Origin of the sequence: Streptomyces sp. HUAS 15-9, from assembly GCF_025642155.1 — a bacterium.
Taxonomy (GTDB): Bacteria; Actinomycetota; Actinomycetes; order Streptomycetales; family Streptomycetaceae; genus Streptomyces.
This window is the reverse complement of sequence record NZ_CP106798.1, coordinates 5,665,290-5,686,536: the sequence shown is the minus strand read 5'-3', so window position 1 is coordinate 5,686,536 and position 21,247 is coordinate 5,665,290. Positions and strand designations below refer to the sequence as shown.

The following is a 21,247-nucleotide window of genomic DNA, read 5'->3' as shown; positions in this document are numbered from 1 at the left end:
CCGCCGACACCGACGCCCCGCTGCCGCTCACTCGAGCGTGCGCCCGATGTGTTCGATGTGAAGGGTCCGTGCCTCCGGGTCGAGGCGGTACAGGATGCGCCAAGGGCCACGGTGGAGTCGACGGTGGTGGGTACCCCAGGCCCTGGAACCTTCAGGCCTGGGGTCCTCGGCGAGTTGATCGGTCGCCTGGAGGAGGGTGTCCACTCCGCGGGGGTCGTCCTTGAGGAAACCGGTGGCTTCGTCGAGCGCCGTCGGCTCCCACTGGACCTCCCAGGTCACTCCGTACTCCTCCCCGCGGCTTCGAGGAGTGTCCGCCGAGCCTCCGCATGGGGGACGGGGACTTCGGTGCGCCCCAATGCGCGGTCCCGTTCGAGGCGGACCAGCGCCAGAGCATCCTCAAGGTCTTCGAGTTCCGCCGGAGAAATGAGGACGGCAGTCGGGATGCCACGGTCGGTCAAGGTGATGTGCTCATGCTGGGCAGCCCGGCGGGCGAGCTCGCCGAGCTTGCCCCTCGCCTCGGCGATGGGATACGTAGCAGACATGAATCTACTGTACACCCAGATTACACTTTGCCCCGCCGTCTAACGCGCCGCCTCCTTCGACACCAGTGCCACCGCCTCCTCCACGTCGTCCGTGACGTGGAAGAGGAGCAGGTCCTTTTCGGAGGCCTTGCCGCGGGCGATCACGGTGCTTCTGAGCCAGGTGACCAGACCACCCCAGTACTCGGTGCCGAAGAGGACGATGGGGAAGCGCGTGACCTTCTGGGTCTGCACGAGGGTGAGGGCCTCGAAGAGTTCGTCCAGGGTGCCGAGGCCGCCGGGAAGCACCACGAAGCCCTGCGCGTACTTCACGAACATCATCTTCCGGACGAAGAAGTACCGGAAGTTCAGGCCGATGTCGACGTAGGGGTTGAGGCCCTGCTCGAAGGGCAGCTCGATGCCGAGGCCGACCGAGGTACCGCCCGCCTCGCAGGCACCCTTGTTGGCCGCCTCCATCGCGCCGGGACCGCCGCCGGTGATCACGGCCCAGCCGGCCTCCACCAGCCCGCGGCCGAGCCGTACACCGGCGTCGTACTCCGAGGAGTCCACCGGAGTGCGCGCCGAGCCGAACACACTGATCGCGGGCGGGAGTTCGGCCAGGGTGCCGAAGCCCTCGATGAACTCCGACTGGATCCGCAGGACCCGCCAGGGGTCCGTGTGGACCCAGTCGGACGGGCCGCCCGCGTCCAGCAGGCGCTGGTCCGTCGTGCTCGCGGTGACCTGACCCCGCCGCCGGAGGACCGGCCCCAGGCGCTGTTCCTCGGGTGGCCGTTTCTTGCCCTCCGGGTTGCCAGTAGCCATGTGCGCTCCCTCCGCGTGCAGGTGTATCCACGCAAGAGTAGATCCGGCCGGGTTACGCGCGGGGGACGTGAGCATGTCCGCAATGAAGCGCCCGGCCCACACCCGTCGCGTGTCTCAGCTCGTCAGCCAGGCCCGCAGGCGCTCCTCGCCCGCCAGGATCTTGGCGGTTTCAACCCTTTCATCCCTTTTGTGTGCCAAGTGGGGGTTTCCGGGGCCGTAGTTGACCGCCGGGATGCCGAGGGCGGAGAAACGGGAGACGTCCGTCCAGCCGTACTTCGGCTGCGGGGTGCCCCCGACCGCCTCGATGAAGGCCGCCGCGGCCGGGTGGGACAGCCCCGGCAGTGCCCCGCCGCTGTGGTCGTCCACCACGAACTCCTCCACGCCGCAGTCCGCGAACACCTCGTGGACGTGCGCGAGCGCCTCGTCCTCGGACCGGTCCGGGGCATAGCGGAAGTTCACCGTCACCACGCACTCGTCGGGGATGACGTTGCCGGCGACCCCGCCGGAGACACGGACCGCGTTCAGGCCCTCGCGGTACTCCAGGCCGTCGATCACCGGGTAGCGCGGCTCGTACGCCGCCAGGCGGGCCAGGATCGGGGCCGCCGCGTGGATCGCGTTGGAACCCATCCAGCCGCGCGCCGAGTGGGCCCGCTCTCCCTTCGTCCGCAGCAGCACCCGCAGGGTGCCCTGGCAGCCGCCCTCGACCTGGCCGTCGGAGGGCTCCAGCAGCACCGCGAAGTCGCCCGCCAGCCAGTCGGGGTGCGCCTCGGCCACGTGCTTGAGGCCGTTCAGGTCGGCGGCGACCTCCTCGTTGTCGTAGAAGACGAAGGTCAGGTCGCGGTTGGGGGCGGGGACGGTGGCCGCGATGCGCAGCTGGACGGCCACGCCGGACTTCATGTCGCAGGTGCCGCAGCCCCACAGGACGCCGTCCTCGTCGAGGCGCGAGGGGACGTTGTCGGCGATCGGGACCGTGTCGATGTGGCCGGCCAGGATCACCCGCTGCGCCCGGCCCAGCCGCGTACGGGCGACGACGTTGTTGCCGTACCGGTCGACCCTCAGATGCGGCAGCGCGCGCAGGGCGGCTTCGATCGCGTCGGCGAGGGGCTTCTCGGTGCCGCTCTCCGAGGGGAAGTCGACCAGCCGCGCGGTGAGCGCGGCGGCGTCCAGTGTCAGGTCAAGCGTGGTGTCGGCCATGGTGACGACCCTAACGCTCCCCCGGCCCGGCCGAGCCGCATCGCAGGCGCCACCCGCCTCCCGGGCCCGGGAGGCCTCCAGTACCTTGTACGGGTGCCAGAGTCGTCCCCCACCTCTCCCAAGCGTCGCGGCCGCCTCTTCCGTTTCAGCGCGGCCTTCTTCGTCCTGCTGGCCGTCACGGGCTATCTCGTGGTGCAGTACGTCACGGGTGGCACCAGAGCCCCGGGCTGCAAGGTCATCTCGTCCGAAGGCGGCGAGAGCCCGTACGAGTTCACGCCCGAGCAGGCGGTGAACGCGGCGACGATCGCCGCCGTCGGCACCGGACGCGGCATGCCCGAGCGCGCCGTGACCATCGCGCTGGCGACCGCGCTGCAGGAGTCGGGGCTGCGCAACATCGAGCACGGCGACCGTGACTCGCTGGGCCTGTTCCAGCAGCGCCCCTCGCAGGGCTGGGGCACCGAGAAGCAGATCATGGACCCGACCTACTCGGCGGGCATCTTCTACGAGCACCTGGCCAAGGTGCCCGACTACACACAACTCCCGCTCACGGTGGCCGCGCAGCGCGTGCAGCGCAGCGGTTTCCCGGAGGCGTACGCCAAGCACGAGCCGGACGCCGAGCTGCTCGCCGCGGCCCTGACCGGGCAGGCAGCGGCCACGCTGACCTGCCAGGGGCGCCCCGCGACGGGCACCTCGGCCGAGGCGGCGGCGACGGGTCCGGACGCCGTACGGGCCGCGCTGGTACGGGACTTCGGGCGCGACGCGCTCCAGGAGGCCGGCGCCGAGGTGAGCGGTACGACCGCGGCCGACCCGTCCCCGAACATGACCGCCGAGGCGCACGGCAGGACCGTGACCGTGCCGGTGCCGGACGGCAAGAAGACCGACGGGGCCGGGCGGACCGAGCGGGAGCGGGGCTGGCAGCTGGCCCACTGGGCGGTGGCCAACTCCTCGGCCCTGCACATCGCACGGGTCTCGTACGAGGGGCGGGTGTGGGCCGCCGGGAGCACCGACAGCCAGTGGCGCGCGACCGGCACGACGGGTGCCGCGGGTGCGGAGAAGTCGGCGGGGTCCGTTCGGATCGTGACCGGGCAGTAGTACGGGGGTTCACTCGCGGGGGTCACCCTGCGGTGATGACGCGGCGGTGTGCGCAGGTTTTCGTTCGGTCACTCTCCTGGTCGCAAAGGCCCTTGGGAACAAAGGGCCGTAAGGATTCTGCGAAGTCGTGGGGCGGGTGACTTTTGACCGCTTTTATCCACAGCAGATAATGCGATGCGTTGCCGATTCTTTACCTTTGGGCTCCGCAACCTTCGTGGGCTTCGAGCGGTAGTCACTGCGTCCGAGTCCGGAGATCAACTGCCGGGCACGGTCGGACACTTCAACGTTCTCTCCCGTCGAATGGAGCATCATGTCCCTCCCCCTGACCCGCAGGATCGCCCGTGCCGCGCTGCTCGTCGCAGCGGGAGCGGCCGCCGGGGTCGGTGCGGCCGGCTCCGCGAGCGCTGCCCCCGATCTGCCGGCCACCCCGAACCTCGGCGGGCTGACCGCCCTGGACGGGGCGCAGGTCGGCAACACGGTCGACGGTGCCACGCAGCACGTCACCGGGCTCGCGGCCGACGCGGGCGGCCAGGCTGTCAAGAAGGCGGTGCCGGCCGCGGGCAAGGCCGGCGGCAAGGCCGTGCAGAAGGCGGCGCCCGTGGCGCAGAAGGCCGCGGGAGACGCGGCCGGATCCGCCGGGCAGGTCCTCGGCACCACGGCCGGGACGGCGACCAAGGGCGGGCTGCCCACGGACTCCCTCACCAAGGGCGGGCTGCCGACCTCCACGCTGCCGGTGAGCAGCCTGCCGCTCGGCTAGGCATCCAGGTCTCGACAGCGTGAAGGGGTCCAGGGAACTCTCCCTGGACCCCTTCACGCTGTGCTGTGCTGTCCGGGCCGAACTAGCCCGCCAGTCGCGCCACCGCGGCCGCCACGCGCTCGTCCGTCGCCGTCAGGGCCACGCGGACGAACTTCTCGCCCGCCGTGCCGTAGAAGTCACCGGGGGCGACGAGGACGCCCCGCTCGGCAAGACGGGCCACCGTGTCCCAGCAGGACTCGTCCCGGGTGGCCCAGAGGTACAGGCTGGCCTCGCTGTGCTCGATGCGAAAACCGTGGGCCAGCAGGGCGTCGCGCAGGGCCGTGCGCCGGGCGGCATAGCGTTCGCGCTGCTCGCGGACGTGGATGTCGTCGGACAGGGCCGCGACGACCGCCGCCTGCGTGGGCGCCGAGGTCATCATGCCGCCGTGCTTGCGGATCTCCAGGAGGGGGCCCAGGACGGCCGGGTCGCCCGCCAGGAAGGCCGCGCGGTAGCCCGCCAGGTTGGACCGCTTGGAGAGGGAGTGGACCGAGACGATGCCCTCGTACGAGCCGCCGTTGACGTCCGGGTGCAGGACCGAGACCGGGTCGGCCTCCCAGCCCAGCTCGATGTAGCACTCGTCGGAGAAGAGCAGGACGCCGTGCTCGCGGGCCCAGGCGACGATCCGGGTGAGCTCCTCCTTGCCCAGCACCCTGCCCGTGGGGTTGGACGGCGAGTTCAGCCAGAGGAGCCTCAGGTTCGTCGGGTCGAGCTCGGTCGGGTCGTCGTAGACCTCGTACTCGGCGCGGGCCAGGCGGGCGCCGACCTCGTAGGTCGGGTAGGCCAGACGGGGGTACGCGACCCGGTCGCCGGGGCCGAGGCCCAGCTGGGTCGGGAGCCAGGCCACCAGCTCCTTGGAGCCGACGATCGGCAGGACATGGCGGTGGGTGACCTCACGGGCGCCCAGCCGGCGCTCCAGCCAGCCCGTGATCGCGTCGCGCAGTGCCGGCGTGCCCCAGACGGTCGGATAGCCCGGCGAGTCGGCGGCGGCGATCAGGGCCTTCTGGATCAGCTCGGGGACCGGGTCGACCGGGGTGCCGACCGACAGGTCGACGATGCCGTCCGGGTGCGCCGCGGCCGTCTTCTTGTACGGCTCCAGCTTGTCCCAGGGAAAGGTGGGCAGACGGTCGGAGACTGCGGACACGATGTTCTGGCTCACTTTCGTCGGTACGGCAAACGCCTCGGTCCCGTACGGCGGTGATCAAGGCGATCGGGCCGTACGGGACCGAGGCGGCGCGGTGCGGGCTGCTCGGCCGCCTGCGGATTACTCGGCCTGCGGCGGAAGCGCGGCGATGAGGGGGTGGTCGCGCTCGATCAGGCCCAGCTTGCTGGCGCCACCGGGAGAGCCGAGCTCGTCGAAGAACTCGACGTTGGCCTTGTAGTAGTCCTTCCACTCCTCCGGAGTGTCGTCCTCGTAGAAGATCGCCTCGACCGGGCAGACCGGCTCACAGGCACCACAGTCGACGCATTCGTCCGGGTGGATGTACAAGGACCGCTGGCCCTCGTAGATGCAGTCGACCGGGCACTCCTCGATGCACGCCTTGTCCTTGACGTCGACACAAGGCTGCGCAATGACGTAGGTCACGCTGTCGTTCCTCCTCGATAGGGCGCCGGCGGGCCTCCATAGGCTCCGCCGCCTGGCGCGCGGGAGCGCGGCGTCGTCGATGCCCGCATCTAGTATCTCCGTTCTTGGGCATGATCCGAACAGGAGGGGTGAACCGACCTGTGGAATTCTCTGCCGCCGGGCGGCTCGTGGTCCGTATCACCGCTGCTGACGTGGGTAAACGAGTCTCCGTACGGCGCTTGAGCGAACCTGGAACACCGGGTGAGAGGTTCACCGACACGGTGGGTGTTCTCACATCATGGGACAACGGTGTGCTGCTGATCACACGCAAGAACGGGGAGACCGTCCGGATTCCGGAATCCTCGCTGGTCGCAGGCAAGGTCGTACCGGCCGCCCCGGCGCGTCGGCGGGGTCCCGCCACCTCCTACGCGGAGCTCGCGCGAATCGCCTCGCGGGCCTGGCGGCCGGTGGAGAGCGAGCGGCTGGGCGAGTGGGAGCTGCGGTCGGCCGAAGGGTTCACCAGGCGGGCCAACAGTGTGCTGCCGCTCGGCGACCCCGGCCTTCCGCTCGACGCGGCCCTGGAGGCCGTACGACGCTGGTACGGCGAGCGCGGCCTGCCCGCGTACATCCAGACCGCGACCGGCGCCGAGGGCACGCAGGAGCTGCTGTGCGCGGAGCTGGAGCGGCGCGGCTGGGTGCGCGAGGTGACCGCTGAGCTGTGGATCGGCGCACTGGCGCCGGTGGCCGACCGGGACGAGGGTGCCCAGGTGGTGCTGGACCGGGAGGCGGACGAGGCATGGCTGGACCGGTATCAGCGCAAGGGGGTGAGCGAGGTGGCCCTGAAGGTGCTGGGGTGGGGGTCCCCCCGCTCGAGCGAAGCCGGGAGTGGAGGGCCGTCGGTGTGGTTCGCGACGGTCCCGGGTGAGGGCGGAGGCACGCCGGCCGCCATCGGGCGGTGTGTCGTGGACGGACGGTGGGCGGGCTTCGCGGCCGTCGAAGTGGCCCCCGAGCAGCGCAGACGCGGCCTGGGCAGCGATGTGATGGCCGCTCTCGCCCGCCAGGCGCTGGCCGAGGGTGCCTCGGCCGCCTGGCTGCAGGTCGAGGAGGACAACGAGGCGGCCCGCGCGCTGTACGCCGCGATGGGCTTCGCCCCGCACCACGCGTATCACCACTACCGGGAGCCGGATGCCTCCGACGCCGGCCGGTGATACGGATCACCGCCGGTCGGTGACAGAGATCATCGCCGGTCGGCAGGACGGATCATCATGGGCCGGTAGGACGGATCGTCGTCGGTCGGTGGTACGGATCACCGTGAAAGGGCACGAGCCAGCTATGCGTCCCCCTTATCCCCCATCGCCGGAGCGGTCGGCCGAGGTGCGGCACCGGTTCGCCGAGGAGGCACGGTCCGAGCGGCCCGACCTCTCGGCGCTGTGTCTGCTGCTCGGCGCGGAGGCGGACGGCTCGCTGGACGAGGCGGGCATGGACGCCGCGCAGATGGAGCTGGACCGGCTGGCGGGGCAGCTGCCGTACCGGCCCGGCGGGCCCCTGGCCTGGGCGACGGCGCTGCACCACCTGCTCGGCGTCCGCTGCGAGTTCCACGGCTCCGCCGCGGACTACCGCCGTCTGGAGTCCTCGCTGCTGCACGAGGTGCTGCGGCGGCGGCGCGGGCTGCCGATCCTGCTGTCGGTGGTGTGGATGGAGGTGGCGCGCCGGGCGGGCGCACCGGTGTACGGGGTCGCGCTGCCGGGGCACTTCGTGGTGGGGTTCGGGGCGGCCGGGGAGCAGGTGCTCGCCGATCCCTTCGAGGGGGGCCGGGTGCTCACGGGGACGGACGCCGAGCTGCTCGTCGTCGGGGCGACGGGGGCCCCGCTCGATCCGGGCATGCTGGTGCCCGCGGATCCGTTGGACGTCCTCGTGCGGATCCTGAACAACATCCGGGCGTGGGCCACGGCCCGGCCGGAGCGGTCGGACGTGGCGCTGTGGGCGGTGGAGCTGTCGCTGCTGCTGCCCTCGCATCCGGCGCGGCTGCGCTACGAGCGGGCGCAACTGCTCGTACAGCGCGGTGAGTTCCTCGCCGGAGCGGCGGAACTGGAGGCGTACGCCGAGGTGGTGGCCGGGGTGGACGAACCGACCGCGCAGCGGGTACGGCGACAGGCGCACACGGCGCGGTCCATGCTCAACTAGGACCGACCAGTACCTGTCCCAGGGGGCTACAGCCAGCCCTTCTCCCGTGCTATCCGTACCGCCTCCGCCCTGTTGCGTACGGCCAGCTTCTGGATCGCCGTCGAGAGGTAGTTGCGGACCGTGCCCTGGGACAGGTGCAGGGCAGCCGCCAGTTCGGCGTTGGTGGAGCCGTCGGCCGCGGCGCGCAGGACCTCGCGTTCGCGGTCGGTGAGGGGGTTGGCGCCCTCGGCCAGGGCGGCCGCGGCGAGCGTGGGGTCGATGACCCTTTCACCGGCCAGCACCTTGCGGACGGCCTCGGCGAGTTGGGCGGCCGGGGCATCCTTGACCAGGAAGGCGTCCGCGCCCGCCTCCATGGCGCTGCGCAGATAGCCGGGGCGGCCGAAGGTGGTGAGGACGACCAGCCTGACCGCGGGAAGTTCCTTGTGGAGCCGGGCCGCGGCCTCGATTCCCGTGCAGCCCGGCATCTCGATGTCGAGCAGGGCGACGTCCACACCGTGCTCCCGGGCGGCCCCAAGCACCTCGTCGCCGCGCGAGACCTGGGCGACGACCTCGATGTCCTCCTCGAGGCCGAGCAGGGCGGCCAGCGCCTCGCGGACCATCGACTGGTCCTCGGCGAGGAGAACCTTGATCGTGCTGCTCATGCCCCGGATACTACGTCCACCCCGGTGGCCGTGGGCACACGGGCAACCAGCCGGAAACCGTGCCTGACCCGGCCCGCCTCCAGCGTGCCGCCGACCTTCTCGAGCCGCTCGGTCAGACCAGTGAGGCCATTGCCGGGACCCTTGCCGGAACCGCCCGATCCGTCGTCCTCGACGGAGAGTTCGAGGACCGGGCCGTCCAGCGTCTGGCGTCCGAGGAGCTCCACCGTGCAGCGTCCGGCGCCGCTGTGCCGTACGACGTTGGTGACCGCCTCGCGCAGCGCCCACGCGAGGGCGGACTCACCGTCCTCCGGGACGCCGTCGAGGTCCGGTTCGGCGGGCACCTGGGCGGTGACCCCGGCGGCGGTCAGGGCGACCTGGGCACCGGCGAGTTCGGCGGCCAGCCGGGGGCGCCGGTAGCCGGTGACCGCCTCGCGCACATCGACCAGGGCCTGTCGGCTGACCTGTTCGATGTCGGCGACCTGCTGCGCCGCCTTGTCGGGGTGGTCGGGGAGCATCCGCCCGGCCAGTTCGCTCTTCAGCGTGATGAGGGAGAGCGAGTGGCCGAGCAGGTCGTGCAGGTCCCGGGCCAGGCGCAGCCGCTCCTCGTTGGCGGCGAGTTGGGCGACGGTGGCGCGGGCCTTGCGCAACTCGATGGTCGTACGGACCAGTTGGACGACCCCGGTCATGGCGAACCCGATGAGGATCACCAGGATCAGCAGGTCCAGGGCGTGCTGCTCGCCGACGCTCAGGCCGACCAGCAGCAGCACGCCCGCCGTCCCCGGGATCGCCCAGCAGGCGGCCCGCAGTGGGAGGGTGGCCCCGCAGGCGACGGAGACGTAGCAGTACAGGGCGAGCCAGGGCGCGCCGAGCGTGAGGGACAGCAGGGTCGCGAGGACACCGAGGACGACGATCAGGGCGCCGACCCGCCTCGGGGGAGCCGGGCTGCCCATGTCCCGGAAGACCAGGGTCAGATAGACCCCGACGAAGACCGCCAGGCCCAGCCAGCCCGCCACGGTCGCCCCGGTGGTGTGGTTCCCGGAGACGAGGTCGTGGACCGGGGCGCTGAGGAAGACCAGCCAGACGCCGATCCACAGCATCTTGCGCAGGAACAGGTCGCGCCGGCTGCGGGGGGACTGTCCCAGGGGGATCAGCTGCTCCCGGCAGGCTTCCTCGGTCAGCGGGTCTTCCGTCATGACGCTCACGCCTTCAGCGTGTCCTTCCGGTACAGCCAGGCCGCGCCTCCCGCGAAGAGGACGAAGAAGACGGCGAGGACGGCGATGTCCTGGGCGTGCGGGGTCCGGCTCTGCTCGATCGACCGCCCCAGGGCAGCGTACGCGTGCGTGGGCAGCCACTTCGCGATGTCCTGGAGCCACTGCGGGAAGGTCGTGGTGGGCATCCACAGACCGCCGAGCATGGACAGGCCGAAGTAGGTGATCATCGTGATCGGGCGGACGGCGTCCCCGCTCGCGAGGTAGCCGATGGCGACGCCGAGCGCGGCGAAGACCAGGCTGCCGGCCCAGATGGCGCCGGTGAGGGCGAGCCACTGCCAGGCATCCAGCCGGACGTCCTTCACGGCCGCGGCGACGACGAAGACGATGACGATGGAAGGCAGGCTGACGACGGCCGCGCTCGCGGTCTTGGCGAGGACGTATCCGCGCCCCGGCAGGGTGGTCAGCCGCAGCTGCCGTACCCAGCCGCTCTCGCGCTCCTTGGCGATGCGCTCGCTGTTGCCCATCAGGACGGCCGTCAGGGCGCCGAAGGAGGCCATGGAGACCATCATGTACGTCGGCACGGTGAGCCCGGTGCCGTCGATCTTGGTCTTGCCGTCGGCGTTGCCCGCGATGAGCAGGAACAGGGCGGAGGGGTAGATCACGGAGAAGAACAGGAACTTGCGGTTGCGCAGGGCGCGGGCGAGTTCCAGTTTGATCAACGAGTTCATGACTGCTTGGCCTCCTCGGCCTCCGTGATGGCGACGAACGCCTGCTCCAGGCCGAGCCCGGCGACTTCGAGATTGCGGGGGTAGACACCGAGGCCGTACAGGGCGTGGACGGTGGCGTCGGCGTCGGTGGACTGGATGCGCACGGTCTGGCCGGAGACGCTGAGCGAGGCCAGGAAGGGCAGCCCGCGCAGGGCCGGCTCGTCGATGTCGCCCTCCAGGTCGAAGGAGACCCTGCGGGCCCCCGCCTTCGCCTTGATCTCGGCGGCGGTGCCGTCGGCGAGCAGCCGGCCACGGTGCAGGACGAGGACGCGGTCCGCGATGGCGTCGGCCTCTTCGAGGTAGTGGGTGGCGAAGAGGACCGTACGGCCCTGGTCGGCCTGTTCGCGCATGGTGGCCCAGAAGGCCTGGCGGGCGGAGACGTCCATGCCGGTGGTCGGCTCGTCCAGGACGATCAGGTCGCTGTCACCGGCGGTGGCGAGGGCGAAGCGGACACGCTGGGCCTGGCCGCCGGAGAGCTTGTTGACCTTGCGGTCGGCGATCTGGGAGATGCCGGCGCGGGCCAGTACGTCGGTGACCTTGTACGGCTTCGGGTGCAGATCGCAGGCGAGCCGGACCAGCTCGGTGACCGTGACCTCGTCCATCAGCCCGCCGCTCTGCAGCATGGCGCCCACCCGCCCGGCCACGATCGCCTCGCGCGGGCTCGTGCCGAAGACGCTGACCGTGCCGCCGTCGGCCTGCTTGAGGCCGAGCAGCAGATCGAGGGTGGTGGACTTGCCGGCGCCGTTCGGACCGAGCAGGGCGACGGTCTCCCCCGGGTGCAGCGTGAGCGAGACCCCGTCCACCGCCCGCACGCTCCCATAGGTCTTGCTCACCTGGTCGAACCCGACCACCGGGGTGGTGGTCGTCGTCCCCGTCGTCGTTGTCATGCCGTCCATGCTGGCTGCGAGGGCCGGGGGACCGGCAGTGTCGGCGGTCCTGAGTGCCGGATGACAGATGTCATGCGAAGGGGGTGACAGAAAGCCGACTGGCCCTCACCTCTGGGTCTGGGAGATGAGGGCCAGTCGGAGGACCTTCTGTCAGGTAGCGCCGGTCACGAGATACTTGTGACCGTTGTATTCCATCCAGATATCAATGGCCTTGTGCTCGGTGAAGTTCTTTGAGCAGTACGCCCACTTACCGGCTCCGGCCTTACTGATGCACTTTCCTTTACGGTTGCCCGTAAGCCAGTACCCGGTGACAGAATGGCCGTCCTTCTTTTCGTCCATCACGTAGATGCCGTCATCCTGCGAATCAAAGCAGATACGGCCGTTGGGACTACCTATCGCACACGCATCACCGTGCTGATTGAAATAACCGAGCTCGTCAGGGTCGTACAGCGTTACAACCCCCGTGTTGACCTCCCAGTCAGCCGCATAGGCGGACCCTGACAACACCCCGAAAAGTCCGACGGCCGCCACGGCTGACACCAGCGGTACGGCAAAACGACGCCGCATACTTCCCCCTTAAATTAGAAGTAATCTGCTGCACATCAAGGGGGAAATCTGGACGCCGCGTGCCCAAGATCACATTGATTATTGACCGTTGACCGGGATGGTGACGATGCGCGCCGAGGGCGTCTTTCCACGCAGCGCCTCTCCCAGAGCAACGGCGACGTCCTGCGGCATCACAGGCTTCTTTGTGCCGTTTCCACGCTCGATCGTCACGCCGTCGAATGTGCTGCCGTAGAGTCCTTTCAGCGCGTCGAGGTCGTAGTGCTCGACCAACTTGCCGTCGACCGGCCGCACACTCAGGAACTTATAGATCGACTTCTGCGGACTGAACGACACCGAGTGCGTGGCGTCCGTCTGCACCGTCACCTTGGCCGACATCGCCGGCTCGGCGAAGGCCTTCATCTCCCGGTCGACCTCGGCGTTGGAGACCGTCGGCTGCCGGGTGGTCGTGGGCACGGTCACCGGGGACGGCGTGCCGGTCTCCACCAGGGTGCGGTACGCCTGCTCCACCGCCTGGGTCGACCGGGCCGCGTCGATGCCCTTGCCCGCCTTGCCGTAGACGGCGACGGCCTTGCCGGACTGGAACTTGATCGTGCCCTCGACGACCGAGCCGGCGCCGCCGCCCGCGTCCTTCAGGGCGGCCTGGAGCTTCTCCTCGTCTACCGGCATGACGGGGTCCACGACCCGCTTCTGGCCGAAGAGGGAGCCGATCACGGAGAGGGGGTTGTAGTCGCTCGTCGCGGCGTCGCTGACCGTGGCGGTGGTGTCGAACTGGAGCCCCGCCTTGTCCGGCGTGAGCGAGACCGTCTTGCCGCCCACCGACAGCTTCAGCGGCTTGTTCACCCGGTCGCCGAACGCCTCGTCGAGCTTCTTGACGGCGTCGTCTCGGGTGCCGCCGCCGATGTCCACACCGAGCACGGTGGTGCCCTTGGGCACGTCGGAGTGGTTCATCAGCAGCCCGGCACCGTACACACCGATGCCGGCGACGACCACGACCCCGCCGAGCAGGGCCGGCTTGCTGCGGCCCTTCTTTTTCTTGGGCTTGCTCTGCGGAACGTTCGGCGAGACCGGCTCGGGCAGCTTCGGGGGCGTGTGCGACATGGCCCCGTCGGTGGGGGCGCCCGACCCGAACGGCGAGGCCGCCGTGGGCGGGACGACCGGGATGCCGCTGGTCACGGTGTGCCCGGAGATGTTGTCCGCCGGGGAGCCGTAGCCCGGCACGCCCGGTTCGGGGGCCGGCTTCTGCGGGGTGAGGATCGCGGTGTCGTCGCTCAGACCGGCGCCGGGGGTCCGGCGGGGGCCGCCGACGGTGCCAGGGCCGGTGAAGGACTCGCCGGGCACCGTACCGAGGCCGCCGGTGCCGCCGGGTCCGCCGGCCACCGGCGGCACCATCGGGCCGTCACCGGTGACCGGACCGCCGGTCGGGCCCGCGGGGCCCTGCGGAACGGTGGAGCCGCCGAGGCCGTTCGGACCAGGGAAACCGCTGTAGCCGGCGGGGCCGGCGGAACCGCCCGGACCGGCGCCCTGGCCGTTCGCACCACCGAAGCCGTTCTGGCCGCCGGGACCACTCTCCGCGAAGTACGGCAGATCGTCACGGCTCCGCTCGTCGGCGCCCGAGCCGGGACGGGAGCCGCTGCCCAGCGGGCCCACGGCCAGCGCCTCGGTCACGTCGAAGGAGCCGGTGCCACCGCCGTGCCCGGGAGCCACGGGTCCGCCGGTGGCGCCGGGGAGCCCCGCGCCGTTCGTACCGCCGGGACGGGAGCCGCCCGGCACGCTCATGGAGCCGACCACACCGCCGGGGCGACCGGCGCCCGGACGCGGGCTCTTGGGCGCACCCGCGCCACCGGGGCGGCCGTGCCCGTGCCGGAAGCGGTCGCACCGGCCGCGGAACCGCCGGGGATTCCGGCGCCGTTCGTACCGCCGCGGCCGGACCGCCCTTGCCCGAGCCGGACTTGCGGGGCGCGAACCAGTCGCTGGTCTTCTCCTCGGCCGGCGCGCCGCGGGCTCGCCGGACGGCTCGGCGCCGCCGGTGGGCTTCGGGGCGGGCGCCGGCTGCGCCTCGGCGGCCGCGCCCTTGTCGTCGTCGGTGGCCTCGGTGTCCGCGACGGGCGTGCGCATGACGACCGGCGGAATGGGCCGCGATCCGGGGATGTTGATCCGGATGCGCGTCGTCAGCGTGGTCTCGGTCTTTCGCTCCTCCGGCTGCGCGGCCGAACGGTCCGCACCCGTCCCGTCGCCGGAAACCATGGGGGTCCCGTACGGCGGCGTGCCCGAGGGGTATGCGGCTCCGCCGCGCCCGTTGGGCCCGGAGGACGGAGTGTCAGTTTCACGACTCAAGGCAGGTTCTCCCGGTTGGCTCCGCCGCCCGTCACTACCTTGCTCGGGCGGCTCGGCGGCGCGCACCACCATACTGGCCACTTCTGGCGCGTATCCCATGACCGCTGGGGAAACCCACACCGGACTCGCACGCGCGCCCCGTGGCGAATTGGTACGTCACTTGGCAAGTCGGGCGGCATTGCCGTCCGGTTGCCGCCCCAGCCCAAGGGTGGCGCAGATCACAGCCAGGGCCATGCCGCCCAGCAGGAACAGATAGGAACCGCCCCCCGCGCCGAACAGGAAGTCCCCTTCGGGACGGCCTGCGGTGAGCAGGATGACGGTGACGATCCAGCCGGCCGCGGGGGCGACCGCCCCGGCGCGAGCACCGGTGGCACGCGCCCCGCCGAGGAACACCCCGGCCGCGCCCGCCAGGGCGAGCAGCAGCCCTCCGGGGAACCATGCGGCCTGCACCAGCGCCCCGGCGAGGCCGACCAGGGCTCCGAGCACGAACAGGCCCACGTGAGCGGCGATCCGCCCGGCGGAGGGACGCCGCAGCGGCTGGGCCAGCATCGATCCACGTCCTGCCGAGCTCATGACGCCTCCTCGATCTCGACGGCGACCCCGGCGAACAGATCGGTCTCCCGGGTCGGCTGTCGCTCTCCGCCCACCAACTCGTAGTACTCCGTGGTGAAGACGGGCTGGGCCAGTTCGTTGGAGAGCGCGAAGTACGGTTCGGCGACCTCGATCTGGGTGGCGTGCGCACGCATCGCGGCGGCCTTGGCGGCGGCGTACGCGGTGCCGTCGACCTCGGCGGTGACCCGCTCCTCGTCGACCACGCCCGGGACGTCCTCGATGGCGGCGGGCTTGGCGAAGGGCAACCCGGGCAGATCATCCCGAAGACGGGCGAAGGCGACCTCGGCGACGCGGCGCGGAACCCGATTCCAGTAGACCTTCGGGATGCGCCACCCGGCGTCGGCGGCCAGTTCCACAGCCCTCATGGCGACGCGGTGGGCCTGGATGTGGTCCGGGTGGCCATACCCCCCGTTGTCGTCGTAAGTGACCAGAACCTGGGGCCGGACCTCCAGGATCACCTCCACGAGATATCCGGCGGCCTCGTCGAGGTCGGCCTGCCAGAAGCAGGCGGGGTCGTCGTTGTCGGACAGCCCCATCATCCCGGAGTCCGCGTACCGTCCGGCGCCCCCGAGCAGCCGGAAGTCGTCGACACCCAGCTCCCCCATGGCACCCCGGAGCTCACGCAGCCGGTGCTCACCCAGCGCGGCACCGGACAGATGGGCCAGTTCGGGCGAAATCACCTCACCCCGCTCCCCGAGGGTGCAGGTGACCAGGGTGACCCGCGCTCCCTCGGCCGCGTACTTGGCCATGGTCGCGCCGTTGTTGATCGACTCGTCGTCCGGGTGCGCGTGCACCAGCAGCAGACGCCGGGCGGGCAATTCCGTCATGGACCCCACCCTACGAGGCGACCAACCTCACCGGGGCACGTGCCCGGCGAGGCGCACAGGTGACGGACTCCACGGGGGGGCCAGGAGAGCGGCAGGACACCGCAGACCCTCGGGCAGGAGATCCACGGTCAGGGCGTCCCCGGTCGGAAGTCTCGGCAAGAGCGACCACATTCAGCACCTGGTCGAGCACATGTCTGATCGCGGCGACCTGGGACGGCGGAACTTCTAGGATCTGCGGCATGGCAACCCGACTCGTGCAGATCAATATGAAGGCCCAGGACGACTCCGCGCTCGGCCGGTTCTGGGCGGAGGCACTCGGTTGGGGTGTCGACAGCGAGGGACCCGGCGTGACCAACCTCGAACCCGTGGGCTTCGCCTACCCCGACCCCGTGGCCGTCTGCATCGACATCGTTGCTCGCCCGGAACCCAAAACGGTCAAGAACCGCGTGCACCTTGATCTGGCCACCACCTCGACCGCCCATCAAGCGGAGTTGGTCGCGCGCTTGAAGGACCTCGGCGCGACGCTCGCCGACGTGGGTCAGGGCGACGTCCCCTGGACGGTCATGGCCGACCCGGAAGGCAACGAGTTCTGCGTCCTGGAGCCCCGTCCGATCTACCAGGACACCGGGCCGATCGCCGCGGTCGTGGTCGACTGCACCGACCCACGAGGGATGGCCCGGTTCTGGGGCCAGGCGATGGACTGGACGCTGCACGAGGTCACCGACGACCACGCGACCATGCGCTCCGCCAAGGGCGTCGGTCCCTACCTGGAGTTCCTCCGCACTCCCGACATCAAGAGCGTGTGGAACCGCGTCCACCTCGACGTCTGCCCCTACCCCGGTGACGACCTGGCCGCAGAGGCAGCCCGACTGCGCGCCCTGGGGGCCACCAACCCTGATATCGATCAGTCCGCAATCTCCTGGACGGTCCTGGCCGACCCGGAAGGCAACGAGTTCTGCCTGCTCACCCCTCGCTGACCTTGAACAACGACTCCGGCTGGTTCCCTGGCAGCGGCGAAGACCGCGTGGCGTCAGCCCATGCCGCGGGAGACGGGGATGGCGTCCCCGGTGAGAGGGTGCCCCGCAGCGTCGCGGGCCACCCTGCGATGCCTACCGCCGGCTAGGCGCAGCCCCTGCAGTGAGCAGGGCTGCAGCAGCCATGATCCAGTCGGCGCTCAGCCCGGCGCACGCCGTCACCTGCTGTCTTCCTGCACTCCGTCACCGGTACAGCCCGAGAGAGTTCGCTGGAGGCACTCGATCACGTGGACGCCGGGAACCGCGTGACGGCTTCCCGCGCACCCTCGTCGGCAGGGCCTCGGCAGACCTCTCGCCCGAGGAACGGGCACGGGGTAAGTCCGGGGCCGGTGGCCGACACAGCCGGAGCCGGAGGAAGTCACCTATGGCTGGGAGTTCATCGCGGCCGAGGAAATGGGGCGTCACCGGGGCTTTCGGTGGGGCACAGAGTCGGCGGCGTGCACCACCATCTTGGCCGACGTCCAGGCCGGGGCATCGCACGGTCCGGCACCGCCAGAGCGGACAGGTGTCCAAGAAGCCGCATCCGACCTGCTGGAACCGAGAGTTTCTGGCAAAGCCGTACCCCAGGCCATCCGCCCAGGTCAGCCGCGACGGAGCGCAGCACGAACCGCAAGCTGAAGCTGGCCTACTGGTAGGGCTCGCTCACGCCGTCGGTCTGCTCGCACATCCCAATCGACGGTCGAGTCGTCGCGAGGCACCAAGCGGCCAAGCTCTTTCAGCCACAGGAACGGCAGCGCCATCAACGTAGGGCGCCTTCAGGGCAGATGCAGTGCCCCAGCGCTGACAAGTGGCCGTGGGACCGCCCGCTTCTTGGTCAGTGTCGTGCTTCCACGCCCCGAGTAAAGGGCGCTCCCTTCGGTCGCGTCGCCTTCGGCGATGCCCCTGCGGGGCACCCTTGACTAGGGGCGTTCCAGCACGGGTGAGAAGCGAGCGGGCAGCCCAGGGAAAGTGGCCGACTTGGGCAGGTTGGGCCCTTGGGTCGGCTGCGGTCTGGGCCGGGGTGAAGGGGCGCGCTCGCGCCTCGCCAGCACGCCGGGCCGGCTCAGCGGCAAACGGCCGGTGGGCGGTGGGGGAAGCGCGGGGGCCGAGTGGCGGCACGCCGGGCGGGCTAAGCGGCTTGCGGCCGGTGGGCGGTGGGGGAAGCGCGAGGGCCGAGTGGCGGCACGCCGGGCGGGCTCAGCGGCTTGCGGCCGGTGGGCAGTGGGGGAAGCGCGGGGGCCGGGTGGCGGCACGCCGGGCGGGCTAAGCGGCTTGCGGCCGGTGGGCGGTGGGGGAAGCGCGGGGGCCGAGTGGCGGCACGCCGGGCCGGCTAAGCGGCTTGCGGCCGGTGGGCGGTGGGGGAAACGCGGGGGCCGGGTGATGGCACGCCAAGTGGGCTTAGCGGCCTGCCGTCGGTGGGTGACGGGGCGCGGGAGGCGAGTGGCGGCACGCCGCGACGGCATAGCGGCTTGCGGTCTGCGGGGGAGGGCGGGTCGGCAGCGGGGCCGGGGCGGGATCCAGATAGAGCCTGGCGGACTGGCGGACTGCGGTCGGAGGGCGGGGAGCCGAGCGACGCAGGGTGGGGCACGTCTGTGGCCCCTGCCGGGGCTCCCGCGGGGCGATTCCGTCCCATCTCTCACCCCTGCGTGACTGGTGGGACCGATGTAACGAGACAGGCATTGCTTCCTGTCATCCAGTGGGCAATTGGACGATCTGGGCCAGTGCAGACCCTCCCCAACAGCCTGTTCTCGCCCAGTCACTGTCCCAAACCGACCAATCACGGCTCTGAGCCATGTCCAGCCCCCGCCTCAAGGCTCTGCCCCCCACGACCGGCCTCAAGCCGCCGAACCCGACCCGGCGTGCTGGCGAGGCGCGAGCGCGCCCCCTTCACCCCGGCCCAGACCGCAGCCGACCCAAGGGCCCAACCTGCCCAAGTCGGCCGCTTTCCCTGGGCTGCCCGCTCGCTTCTCACCCGTGCTGGAACGCCCCTAGTCAAGGGTGCCCCGCAGGGGCATCGCCGAAGGCGACGCGACCGAAGGGAGCGCCCTTTACTCGGGGCGTGGAAGCACGACACTGACCAAGAAGCGGGCGGTCCACCTGTGCCTGACAGTCGGCGTCGGCAAAGGCCTTTGGCCGAGCGGTAATCACCGGGACGTTGCGCACCGTAGGACGGTCAGCTCTGCCCAAACCGTCTTGCGGGGACGTGGTCCCGGGACAACGCCCCACCGGTCGGCCAAGGCCTCGACGAGGACGAGACCCCGGCCGGACTCAGACTCGGAGGTGGGTTGCCCTGGGCAGGGGAGGCCGTCCCCGCGGGTGTCGGTCACCTCGATGCGGAGGGTGTCGGCGACGACGTACAGCGACAGCCGGAAGTCACGCCCCGGCACCCGTCCGTGCGTGGCCGCGTTGACCGCCAGTTCCGCGACGACCTGCGCCGCCTCCTCCGACGGCAGCCCCCAGGAGCGCAGTTGCTCGGTGGCGAGGAGCCGGGCCAGGCGGGCGCCCCGGGGCGTGGGTGACAGGAGCACGCTGAAGTTCCGGGACGGTGCAGTCGAGTTGGGTGGAGTTTTCCTGGTTCACGTCACTCAGCGTGGCCGCGTCTGCGTACCGTGAACAGTGACGCCGCCGATACGTACGGTTACTGTCCGGCGCTTGTCCGGTCACCTCCGGGCTGTCGAGGACGGCCGTACGGGTAGGGGCGTCGCGGCACGGTCGTACGACGGAGGGGTGCGGAATGAGTGTGGACGGCGGGGCGGTACGGCTCAAGAGCGAGGCCGATGAGCCCGGTTGGGAGGTGGATCCGGACGACGACTGGGGCATCGCCGTCATCGCAACCGTCGGGCGTCAGCTCAAGCTCCGTCGCGAGGCGGTGGGGATGCGGGGCGCCGTGTTCGGGGAGGCCGTCGGGTACGGCGAGGATCTGGTCTACAAGATCGAGAGCGGGAAGCGGATCCCTCGGCCCGAGTATCTGGACAGGGCGGACGAGGTGTTGGGGGCGGATGGACTGATCGCTGCCATGAAGGAGGACGTGGCCAAAGTCCGGTATCCGAAGAAGGTGCGGGATCTGGCGCAGATGGAGGCCAGGGCGGCCGAGCTTCAGCTCTACGATCCGCTGAACATCCATGGGTTGTTGCAGACGCCGGAGTACGCACGGGCGCTGTTCAGTATGCGGCGCCCCGCGTTCTCGGAGGACGACATTGAGCGTGGCGTAGCCGCTCGCATGGCCCGAAATTGCGTGTTCGAGCGAGAGTCAGCGCCCGAACTCAGCTTTGTGCAGGAAGAGTGGGTGCTTCGACGCCCACTCGGAGGAGGGGCGCTCCGGCGCCAACAGCTCGAACACCTCCTGGAAATCGGGCAGTTGCGGCATGTTGAAATCCAGGTGATGCCGATGCACCGTGAGGAGCACGCTGGAACTGAGGGCGGGATCGAGGTGTTGAAGTTCGAAGACGGTTCGGCAGTCGGGCGTTCACCGGGAGTCGCCAACGGTCGGCCGGTCTCTGAGCCGAGGCAGCTCCGAATCCTCGAACTGCGGTATGGCATCATCCGGGCCCAGGCTCTTCCACCAGGGGAGTCGCTGGCCTTCATCGAACAACTGTTGGGAGAGGCATGATCCGCGACACCCCGACAGGGGACGTTCCCGAGTTCGCCTGGTTCAAGAGCAGCTACAGCAGCAGCAGCGACATCGACTCCTGCGTCGAACTCGCCACCACCCCCACCACCGTCCACGTCCGCGACTCCAAGCACGCCGCAGGCCCCCGCCTCGCACTCTCGCCGGAGGCCTGGTCCGCCTTCGTGCCGTACGCGTCCCAAGGCTGAAGGCACGGCCCGCACCCGATCACCTGGACCCAGCTTCAGCCCATCGAGTGCCGTCGCCGCGTCGAAACCCGCCCGCACGCACCACCCGGCCCCGGCGAGGCCACCGAGGCCACTCGAGATCGCCCGCGGCCACCCGAAGCCACCCAGGGCCGGGCCCGGCGCGCGTCAGAACTTGATGCTGCCGATCATGCTCGCCACATTCGTCGTCAGCTCGCTGATCGTTGGAGCGACGGTCGAGGAGGCCAGGTAGAAGCCGAGCAGCATGCAGACGACCGCATGGCCGCCCTTCAACCCTGACTTCTTGATCAGCAGGAAGACGATGATCGCCAGCAGCACCACCGCCGAAATCGAGAGTGCCACGGCGGCTCACCTCCAAAGATCCCAGGTACGCGGGGGTTCGGACTA

General features: G+C 70.6%; 21 protein-coding genes and 2 pseudogenes. 7 read left to right on the top strand and 16 right to left on the bottom strand.

Annotated features, from left to right (window positions below):
- Positions 1-27: 27 nt before the first annotated feature.
- From N8I87_RS26355 to dapE, 4 genes are all read right to left on the bottom strand, one after another.
- Positions 28-279: a type II toxin-antitoxin system RelE family toxin gene (locus N8I87_RS26355; protein ID WP_263212269.1), complete on the bottom strand. Its 252-nt coding sequence runs from the start codon at positions 277-279 to the stop codon at positions 28-30.
- On the bottom strand, positions 276-542 hold the full coding sequence (locus N8I87_RS26350; protein ID WP_263212267.1) for a type II toxin-antitoxin system prevent-host-death family antitoxin: 267 nt from the start codon (positions 540-542) through the stop codon (positions 276-278). Before N8I87_RS26350 ends, N8I87_RS26355 begins: the two co-directional genes overlap by 4 nt.
- 39 nt (positions 543-581) lie before the next feature.
- The gene (locus N8I87_RS26345; protein WP_263212266.1) at positions 582-1,340 is read right to left on the bottom strand and encodes an LOG family protein; all 759 of its coding nucleotides are present in this window, start codon (positions 1,338-1,340) and stop codon (positions 582-584) included.
- Between the two features lie 114 nt (positions 1,341-1,454).
- On the bottom strand, positions 1,455-2,534 hold the full coding sequence (gene dapE / locus N8I87_RS26340) for a succinyl-diaminopimelate desuccinylase (RefSeq protein WP_263212265.1): 1,080 nt from the start codon (positions 2,532-2,534) through the stop codon (positions 1,455-1,457).
- Positions 2,535-2,627: 93 nt separating this feature from the next.
- Between dapE and N8I87_RS26335 the strand changes: the two genes are divergently transcribed.
- Together N8I87_RS26335 and N8I87_RS26330 are read left to right on the top strand one after the other, a co-directional pair.
- Positions 2,628-3,626, top strand: a complete 999-nt coding sequence (locus N8I87_RS26335; RefSeq protein WP_263212264.1) for a VldE C-terminal domain-containing protein — start codon at positions 2,628-2,630, stop codon at positions 3,624-3,626.
- 310 nt (positions 3,627-3,936) lie between these two features.
- The gene (locus tag N8I87_RS26330; protein ID WP_263212263.1) at positions 3,937-4,383 is read left to right on the top strand and encodes an ATP-binding protein; all 447 of its coding nucleotides are present in this window, start codon (positions 3,937-3,939) and stop codon (positions 4,381-4,383) included.
- A gap of 82 nt (positions 4,384-4,465) precedes the next feature.
- Here N8I87_RS26330 and N8I87_RS26325 read toward each other — a convergent pair whose 3' ends face one another.
- Complete coding sequence (locus N8I87_RS26325) at positions 4,466-5,563, bottom strand: bifunctional succinyldiaminopimelate transaminase/glutamate-prephenate aminotransferase (protein ID WP_263212262.1); 1,098 nt, start codon at positions 5,561-5,563, stop codon at positions 4,466-4,468.
- Between the two features lie 120 nt (positions 5,564-5,683).
- Positions 5,684-6,004, bottom strand: a complete 321-nt coding sequence (fdxA, locus tag N8I87_RS26320; protein WP_263212261.1) for a ferredoxin — start codon at positions 6,002-6,004, stop codon at positions 5,684-5,686.
- A gap of 140 nt (positions 6,005-6,144) precedes the next feature.
- On the opposite strand from fdxA, the gene N8I87_RS26315 reads away from it, so the two are divergent.
- The gene (locus N8I87_RS26315) at positions 6,145-7,191 is read left to right on the top strand and encodes a GNAT family N-acetyltransferase (protein WP_438829315.1); all 1,047 of its coding nucleotides are present in this window, start codon (positions 6,145-6,147) and stop codon (positions 7,189-7,191) included.
- A 124-nt stretch (positions 7,192-7,315) separates the two neighbouring features.
- Entirely contained in the window at positions 7,316-8,167 is an 852-nt protein-coding gene (locus tag N8I87_RS26310; protein ID WP_263212259.1) for a SirB1 family protein, read from the top strand.
- 26 nt (positions 8,168-8,193) lie between these two features.
- On the opposite strand, the gene N8I87_RS26305 is transcribed toward N8I87_RS26310, so the two are convergent.
- From N8I87_RS26305 to mshB, 8 genes and pseudogenes are all read right to left on the bottom strand, one after another.
- Positions 8,194-8,808 carry a response regulator transcription factor gene (locus N8I87_RS26305; protein WP_263212258.1) on the bottom strand — a complete coding sequence of 205 codons (615 nt, stop codon included), beginning with the start codon at positions 8,806-8,808 and terminating at the stop codon, positions 8,194-8,196.
- The gene (locus N8I87_RS26300; RefSeq protein ID WP_263216674.1) at positions 8,805-10,001 is read right to left on the bottom strand and encodes a sensor histidine kinase; all 1,197 of its coding nucleotides are present in this window, start codon (positions 9,999-10,001) and stop codon (positions 8,805-8,807) included. The genes N8I87_RS26305 and N8I87_RS26300 overlap by 4 nt, the downstream gene beginning before the upstream one ends.
- A 5-nt stretch (positions 10,002-10,006) precedes the next feature.
- Positions 10,007-10,747, bottom strand: a complete 741-nt coding sequence (locus N8I87_RS26295; RefSeq protein WP_263212257.1) for an ABC transporter permease — start codon at positions 10,745-10,747, stop codon at positions 10,007-10,009.
- Positions 10,744-11,592: pseudogene (locus N8I87_RS26290) on the bottom strand (ABC transporter ATP-binding protein); the annotation flags it as partial. The gene N8I87_RS26295 and the pseudogene N8I87_RS26290, both read right to left, overlap by 4 nt.
- Before the next feature lie 231 nt (positions 11,593-11,823).
- A complete protein-coding gene (locus N8I87_RS26285; RefSeq protein WP_263212255.1) occupies positions 11,824-12,240 on the bottom strand; it encodes a hypothetical protein in 417 nt (138 codons plus the stop codon).
- A 78-nt stretch (positions 12,241-12,318) separates the two neighbouring features.
- Positions 12,319-14,574 (bottom strand): annotated as a pseudogene (locus tag N8I87_RS26280) (hypothetical protein).
- A gap of 156 nt (positions 14,575-14,730) precedes the next feature.
- A complete protein-coding gene (locus N8I87_RS26275) occupies positions 14,731-15,147 on the bottom strand; it encodes a DUF6113 family protein (protein WP_263212254.1) in 417 nt (138 codons plus the stop codon).
- Positions 15,144-16,013, bottom strand: coding sequence for an N-acetyl-1-D-myo-inositol-2-amino-2-deoxy-alpha-D-glucopyranoside deacetylase (gene mshB / locus N8I87_RS26270; RefSeq protein WP_263212253.1), 870 nt, complete (start codon positions 16,011-16,013; stop codon positions 15,144-15,146). The genes N8I87_RS26275 and mshB overlap by 4 nt, the downstream gene beginning before the upstream one ends.
- 239 nt (positions 16,014-16,252) lie before the next feature.
- Between mshB and N8I87_RS26265 the strand changes: the two genes are divergently transcribed.
- Entirely contained in the window at positions 16,253-16,990 is a 738-nt protein-coding gene (locus tag N8I87_RS26265) for a VOC family protein (protein WP_263212252.1), read from the top strand.
- Between the two features lie 2,180 nt (positions 16,991-19,170).
- Here N8I87_RS26265 and N8I87_RS26260 read toward each other — a convergent pair.
- Positions 19,171-19,554 carry an ATP-binding protein gene (locus N8I87_RS26260; protein WP_263212251.1) on the bottom strand — a complete coding sequence of 128 codons (384 nt, stop codon included), beginning with the start codon at positions 19,552-19,554 and terminating at the stop codon, positions 19,171-19,173.
- A gap of 206 nt (positions 19,555-19,760) precedes the next feature.
- On the opposite strand from N8I87_RS26260, the gene N8I87_RS26255 reads away from it, so the two are divergent.
- On the top strand, positions 19,761-20,636 hold the full coding sequence (locus tag N8I87_RS26255) for a helix-turn-helix domain-containing protein (RefSeq protein ID WP_263212249.1): 876 nt from the start codon (positions 19,761-19,763) through the stop codon (positions 20,634-20,636).
- Positions 20,633-20,842 (top strand): DUF397 domain-containing protein, encoded by a 210-nt coding sequence (locus N8I87_RS26250; RefSeq protein ID WP_263212248.1) that lies wholly within the window; start codon positions 20,633-20,635, stop codon positions 20,840-20,842. The genes N8I87_RS26255 and N8I87_RS26250 overlap by 4 nt, the downstream gene beginning before the upstream one ends.
- A gap of 165 nt (positions 20,843-21,007) precedes the next feature.
- Here N8I87_RS26250 and N8I87_RS26245 read toward each other — a convergent pair whose 3' ends face one another.
- Positions 21,008-21,202, bottom strand: a complete 195-nt coding sequence (locus tag N8I87_RS26245) for a hypothetical protein (protein ID WP_030346161.1) — start codon at positions 21,200-21,202, stop codon at positions 21,008-21,010.
- Between the last annotated feature and the right edge of the window lie 45 nt (positions 21,203-21,247).